The organism is Mesorhizobium sp. GbtcB19, from assembly GCF_019091085.1.
Taxonomy (GTDB): domain Bacteria; phylum Pseudomonadota; class Alphaproteobacteria; order Rhizobiales; family Rhizobiaceae; genus Mesorhizobium.
This window is the reverse complement of record NZ_JAGXJY010000080.1, coordinates 1-850: the sequence shown is the minus strand read 5'-3', so window position 1 is coordinate 850 and position 850 is coordinate 1. Positions and strand designations below refer to the sequence as shown.

Annotated in this window: 2 protein-coding genes; one reads left to right on the top strand and one right to left on the bottom strand. The window is 27.2% G+C overall.

Annotated features, from left to right (window positions below; translation table 11 throughout):
• The coding region (locus tag KVT37_RS31670; protein WP_217578942.1) for a hypothetical protein at positions 1–212 on the bottom strand (212 nt) is incomplete at its 3' end.
• 376 nt (positions 213–588) lie between these two features.
• On the opposite strand from KVT37_RS31670, the gene KVT37_RS31665 reads away from it, so the two are divergent.
• Positions 589–850: hypothetical protein (locus KVT37_RS31665; RefSeq protein WP_217578941.1), on the top strand; the 262-nt coding region annotated here is incomplete at its 3' end.

The following is an 850-nucleotide window of genomic DNA, read 5'->3' as shown; positions in this document are numbered from 1 at the left end:
ATTGTTACTGGACAACCTGCAACTCTTATTTCATTATTAAATACATCTTTTATACTTTTTCCATTTCCCTCGATTGCGGGTAAACCTGGATTTTCACAGTGGATAATATACTTATCTCCTACCCTGAATATGCCAGTTGTTTGTATATGTGGTTGTAAAAGTCTAAGTCTTTCATAACTATAAATTGCATAATTTTTTAGGTGATCAAGCAATTAAGTTTTCCCCTTTCTTTCACAAAATATCTTTTCATTTAAAAGGCCTTTCTTAATATTATCATCTTCATCTGCTCCAACTATTGAATTCCATTTATAACCTTAATTGGTTATTTTATATAATATTATATGATAAATATGTAATTTATCTTGATAAATGTTATTCAACAATCTGGCCCGATTGCGGAACAAAATTAAAAACGCCCTTTAATCAAAATGGTAACATGTTAATATTTTACACGCTAGATATATTTTACAAAAATCGTAGAATGTATAATGATTAGATCATAACAATCATTTAAATTTAAACGATGAGTATTGATACGATTTTTTAAAAATAGATTATGGTAATACTGTTTTAAATGAAGTAGTATTTATGTTCCGTACTAAAGTTTCAGGAACAGAAGAAAACAAGGGAAACATTCTTATTGATGTTGTAAAGGAAGAAATTATTAATGCGATAAAAGTAGCTAAACACGCTAATTCTTTTATTCATTTTTTAGAGGATACAAATTTTATAGGCAATCGTTATAAAATACATTATTCAATAGAATTAGTGAAATATGATAATGAAATTGACAGTTCCATCTGCATAAACTGTAAAAATCAGCGATTGTATCAGAATATTTCAAAAGAGG